This is a genomic window from Zavarzinia sp. (genome assembly GCF_041650655.1).
Classification (GTDB): Bacteria; Pseudomonadota; Alphaproteobacteria; order Zavarziniales; family Zavarziniaceae; genus Zavarzinia.
This window is the reverse complement of the sequence record NZ_JBAZKR010000186.1, coordinates 1-4,337: the sequence shown is the minus strand read 5'-3', so window position 1 is coordinate 4,337 and position 4,337 is coordinate 1. Positions and strand designations below refer to the sequence as shown.

General features: G+C 68.0%; 5 protein-coding genes. 3 read left to right on the top strand and 2 right to left on the bottom strand.

From position 1 onward, the window contains the following. Positions 1 to 28: 28 nt before the first annotated feature. On the bottom strand, positions 29 to 448 hold the full coding sequence (nikR, locus tag WC493_RS21880; RefSeq protein WP_373068514.1) for a nickel-responsive transcriptional regulator NikR: 420 nt from the start codon (positions 446 to 448) through the stop codon (positions 29 to 31). Positions 449 to 552: 104 nt separating this feature from the next. Here nikR and WC493_RS21875 point away from each other — a divergent pair, with 104 nt between their 5' ends. After that, complete coding sequence (locus tag WC493_RS21875) at positions 553 to 951, top strand: hypothetical protein (protein WP_373068512.1); 399 nt, start codon at positions 553 to 555, stop codon at positions 949 to 951. On the opposite strand, the gene WC493_RS21870 is transcribed toward WC493_RS21875, so the two are convergent. After that, a complete protein-coding gene (locus WC493_RS21870; protein WP_373068510.1) occupies positions 932 to 1,753 on the bottom strand; it encodes an FkbM family methyltransferase in 822 nt (273 codons plus the stop codon). The genes WC493_RS21875 and WC493_RS21870 overlap by 20 nt on opposite strands. A gap of 170 nt (positions 1,754 to 1,923) precedes the next feature. Between WC493_RS21870 and WC493_RS21865 the strand changes: the two genes are divergently transcribed. Beyond that, on the top strand, positions 1,924 to 3,336 hold the full coding sequence (locus tag WC493_RS21865; protein ID WP_373068508.1) for an undecaprenyl-phosphate glucose phosphotransferase: 1,413 nt from the start codon (positions 1,924 to 1,926) through the stop codon (positions 3,334 to 3,336). Next, a complete protein-coding gene (locus WC493_RS21860) occupies positions 3,336 to 4,316 on the top strand; it encodes a glycoside hydrolase family 18 protein (protein ID WP_373068506.1) in 981 nt (326 codons plus the stop codon). Before WC493_RS21865 ends, WC493_RS21860 begins: the two co-directional genes overlap by 1 nt. Positions 4,317 to 4,337: the final 21 nt, after the last annotated feature.

Here is a 4,337-nt window from a genome sequence, read left to right as displayed (position 1 = left end):
TCCCCCCCCCCCCCCGCAGCAGGTCCCCTCAGTGCGACGCCTCGTCGGTGTCGGACGGCACCACGACCAGACGGCCGTGTCGCACGCCGCGTTCGGCCATCAGATGGTCGGCGAAATGGCGCACCTCGGCGACCGGCCCGCGCAGCAGGGCGACTTCCAGGCATTGCGCATTGTCGAGATGGACATGGGTGGTCGCCAGCGACAGGTCGTGATGGTCGTGATGGGCGTGGGTCAGGCGGGCGGCGAGATCGCGCCTTTCGTGATCGAAGACATAGACCAGGGCGGCAACGCAGGGCCGGGCGCCGTTCTCCGCCTCGCCCGCCTCGCCCAGGCCGGCCCGCACGAGGTCGCGGATCGCTTCGGAGCGATTGGCGTATTGCCGGGCGACCATGTAGCGGTCGAGTTCCGCCATCAGATCGTTGTCGAGGGTGATGGTCACGCGCTGCATCGCCGGGCTCCCTGCTGCCTGCGGCGGAGGGTAAGGCGCTTCGCCCCGGCGGGGGAAGTCCGATCGCAATGGCGCGGCAATGGTGGCTGTGGCAGTGTCTTGCGATGCGTCGCGCCGCCCCCCTCCTCGCCTCTTGTTGGCTCGCCCTGGGCGGGCTCTGCTGGTCCCCTCCCGCCGGTGCCCAACCCGCGGACCGCCCGGAAGCGGGCCACGACCGGCCGCGCTACAATCTCGAGGAACAGCCGGACGTGCAGGCGAACCTGCGCAACTATTGCCGCGACCGGGTGCCGGCCGGCTGGTGGTGCGAGGACCCGGTGAAGCTCGACTATGCCTACAAGGTCGTCATCCACGCGCCACTGGGCTGGCGGGGCGATCCTTACGGTGCGGTGCTGAACTTCTGCCCGCCGGCCGACGATCAGGTCTGGCGCAACCTCGACTTGCTGGAACTCCAGCCCAATTGGAACAACGTGCTGGGTGCGCTCGTCACTTGCCGGCGTGAATGACCTCGGCCAGCCGGCTGCGGGCCGCCGGGCGCGCGACATAGATGAAATTATTGTAGTAGATGCGGCCCTCGAGGCGGCCGGTGCCGGCTTCGTTCAGGGCGCTCACGTCCTGGTGCCGCGCGGGATCGAACTGCTCGATCGGACAGAGGCCGCTGCCGTCGAAGAAGAAGCCCTCGTAACCGAAGGGTTCCAGGCGCCGGCGCAACGCATCGACGGCACCCGGGTGGTGCCGCTCCTCGGCCTCGATCTGCAGCGTGGGCAAATCGCGGCCGATGATTTCCAGGGCGCCGTCGATCACCGCGACCTCATGGCCTTCGACGTCGATCTTCATGAAGTCGATCTGCGGCAGGGCATAGCTGTCCAGGCGCCGGCGCGGCACGGTGAATTCGGTCATCGCCATGCCCTTCATCCGGTCGGTGGCAACCGCTTCGACCGTGGCCAGGGCCGCCGCTTCGGTCGGCACGTGGAGCACCAGCTCGCCTTCGCTGTCACTGAGGGCGCAGCTCTCGACGGCGAGGCGACCGTGGGCGATCGCCTTGGCGAATCTGATCTGCATCACCTTGACGAGCTGAGGATTGGGTTCGTAGGCGAAGACCTGGGCCCCCAGCCGGAGCAGCCAATAGGCATAGATGCCGCGGTTCGCCCCGATGTCGCAAGCGGTCTCGCCGGCGACCACCAGCTTGGGCAGAAGCCGCATCTCGGCCTCGGCGTCGGACATCGCGCGAGCGTCGCGAAGGTCGGCGAGGATGCTGAAGATCCTGGGAAAACGGCTCTCGATCAACGCCTTCAGGTGTGACAGCACGCTCGATTCCTTCCCCGCCGTGGAGTCCCTTCTAGAAATGACACGAATTGGCGCCGCTTCGCCAGTCCGGGAACGGCCGCAATGCGTCTCACCTGCCTTGACTGTTGTCCAGGCCACGCCATGCTGCTCGGAGAGCCGCCCCTGCGGCGGCCGGGAGTTTCGGGGCCACGATGATCTATTGGACTTTCGGGCTGATCAATCGCCTCGTCCGGCTGGGCGATCTGGTCGCCGTCGCGGCGGCGTCGGTCGTCGTCTGGCTGTGTTGGCCGGCGCTCGCGATGCCCTTCGGTTCGCTCCAGCATGTCGCCATGGGCCTGCTCGACATCGTGGTCTTCGCCCGCATGATGAATGCGGCCAATGCCTATCGGGTGGAGAACTACCGCCGCCTGCTGCCCTCGATCGCCCTGCCGACGGTAATCCATGGCGTTTCCGTCGCCCTGGTGGCGCTGGCGATCGGCATCTTCCGGCCGGAGATCCTCGACAGCCCGGCCTCGTTCTACGCCTGGGCCGGGGCGGCCTGCCTGGCCTTCGTCGGGCATCGTGTGATGGCGCGCCGGCTGGTCGCCCGCGCCTTCGAGCGCGATCTCCTGAAGCGCCGTGTCGCCATCGTCGGCGTGACCGAGAAGACCGAGCACATCATCGAGAGCCTGCAAAGCGAGGATCAGCGCCACGCCTATCAGATCGTCGGCATCTATGACGACCGCGGTCCCGACCGCCGGGCCGAGGAAGTGCGTGGCGTCAAGGTGCTGGGCAAGGTCGAAGACCTGCGCCGGGCGGTCGGCGCGAGCGAGGTCGACGTCGTCATCCTGGCCCTGCCTTGGGTCGCCATGACCCGGATCGACGGCATGCTGGAACGCCTGCAGGGCTTCGCCGCCGACCTTCTGGTACCGCTCGAGAACCACGACCTGCGCACCAATTTCGCCGCCACCGTGACCATCGCCGGGATGCGCTCGCTGTGCATGGCGCATCGCCCGCTCAAGGGCTCGCAGGGGATCCTCAAGGCGATCGAGGACAAGCTGGTGGCCCTGATCGGCCTCACCCTGACCGCGCCCATCCTGCTCGGCGCGGCGCTGGCGATCCGCCTGACCTCACCCGGGCCGATCCTGTTCCGCCAGAAGCGGATCGGCTTCAACAACCGGACCTTCGACGTCTACAAATTCCGCACCATGACCGTCGATCCCAATGACGACGGCTCCCGCGGCACGGCCAAGGACAACCCGCGCATCACCAGGGTCGGCGCCTTCCTGCGGCGCAGTTCGATCGATGAACTGCCCCAGCTCCTGAATGTCCTCCGCGGTGACATGTCGGTGGTCGGGCCCAGGCCCCATGTGCCCAACATGCTGGTCGGCAACCACACCTATCTCGACGCCGTGCGCGAATATGCCTTCCGCTGCCGGGTGAAACCGGGGGTCACCGGGCTTGCGCAGATCAACGGCGCGCGCGGCGGCATCCACACGGTGGACAAGGCACGGCGGGCGGTCGAATACGACATCGCCTATATCGAGAACTGGTCGCTCTGGCTCGACATCAAGATCATGGCGCAGACCGTGCTGATCGGCCTGTTCGGCAAGGACGTGTTCTGATGCGCTTGGCGGGCCTTCTCGGCGCCGCCCTCGCCGCCCTGGTGCCGGCGGCGGCCGGGGCCGGCGAGGCCCGCCCCTTCATCGTCTATCACGAGAGCTGGTTCGAGCGGCCGGCGACCGGCGCCGTGGCGACCACGCTGGCCTGGCTGCCGCCCTATGCCTCGACCGTGGTGCTGTCCTTCGCCAAGCCCGACCTCGTCTATCCCGGCGGTCTGGATATTTCCGGCACCGGCCTCGAATACCAGTTTCCGGGCAGCGTGCTGCATGATGCTGTCGCCCGCCTGAAGCACGAAAATCCCGAGACCAAGGTCCTGCTCGGTATCGGCGGGGACAGCTACAAGGGCGGCTGGCCCGCCTTCGACGTCGCCGCGACGGCGAAACTCGTGAAGGACCTCGGCGCCGACGGCATCGACCTCGATTACGAGCCGCCCAACCCCGGCTGTGAGCGGGGGGCGGACGGCCGGATCGCCTGCGCCAGCGATCCGATCTGGCGCGACCTCGTGCGTCGCATCCGTGCCGAACTGCCCAGGCCCTATGTGCTGACCATCCCGGTCTGGAGCGTCGGCGCCTATGGCGAAGGCGAATTCGCCGCCTCCCAGCCCGTCTCGGGCTATACCGGCGTGATGCTCGACCTGCTGCGCTCGCCCGAGGCGGCGGAAGTGGACGCCCTCTCGATCATGAGCTACGAGGCCGGCCCGCATTACGATCCGGCCGAAGCCTTCCGGGCCTATCGCACCCTGTGGAAGGGGCCGCTCGCCATCGGCATCAACGTCATCTCGACGATTCCGGGCGATGATTGGAGTGTGCCCCGGATCGAAGCCCTGCTGCCCCGCCTGGCGACGCCCGAAGATCCGCAGGCCGGCGCCATGCTCTACGCCGTGCTGGAACACCCGGCGGACGGCAGCGCCGACGGCCGCGCCAAGCTGAAAGCGATCTGCCGCGTGCTGGGCCTCGAGGGCTGTGCCCAGGGGCTTCCCTGAGCCGTGTCAGCGCGTCGCCGC

Bases quoted from the DNA above. Each gene is read 5' to 3' on its own strand.
- nikR (WP_373068514.1), bottom strand. From the start codon at position 448: ATGCAGCGCGTGACCATCACCCTCGACAACGATCTGATGGCGGAACTC.
- WC493_RS21865 (WP_373068508.1), top strand. From the start codon at position 1,924: ATGATCTATTGGACTTTCGGGCTGATCAATCGCCTCGTCCGGCTGGGC.
- WC493_RS21875 (WP_373068512.1), top strand. From the start codon at position 553: ATGCGTCGCGCCGCCCCCCTCCTCGCCTCTTGTTGGCTCGCCCTGGGC.
- WC493_RS21860 (WP_373068506.1), top strand. From the start codon at position 3,336: ATGCGCTTGGCGGGCCTTCTCGGCGCCGCCCTCGCCGCCCTGGTGCCG.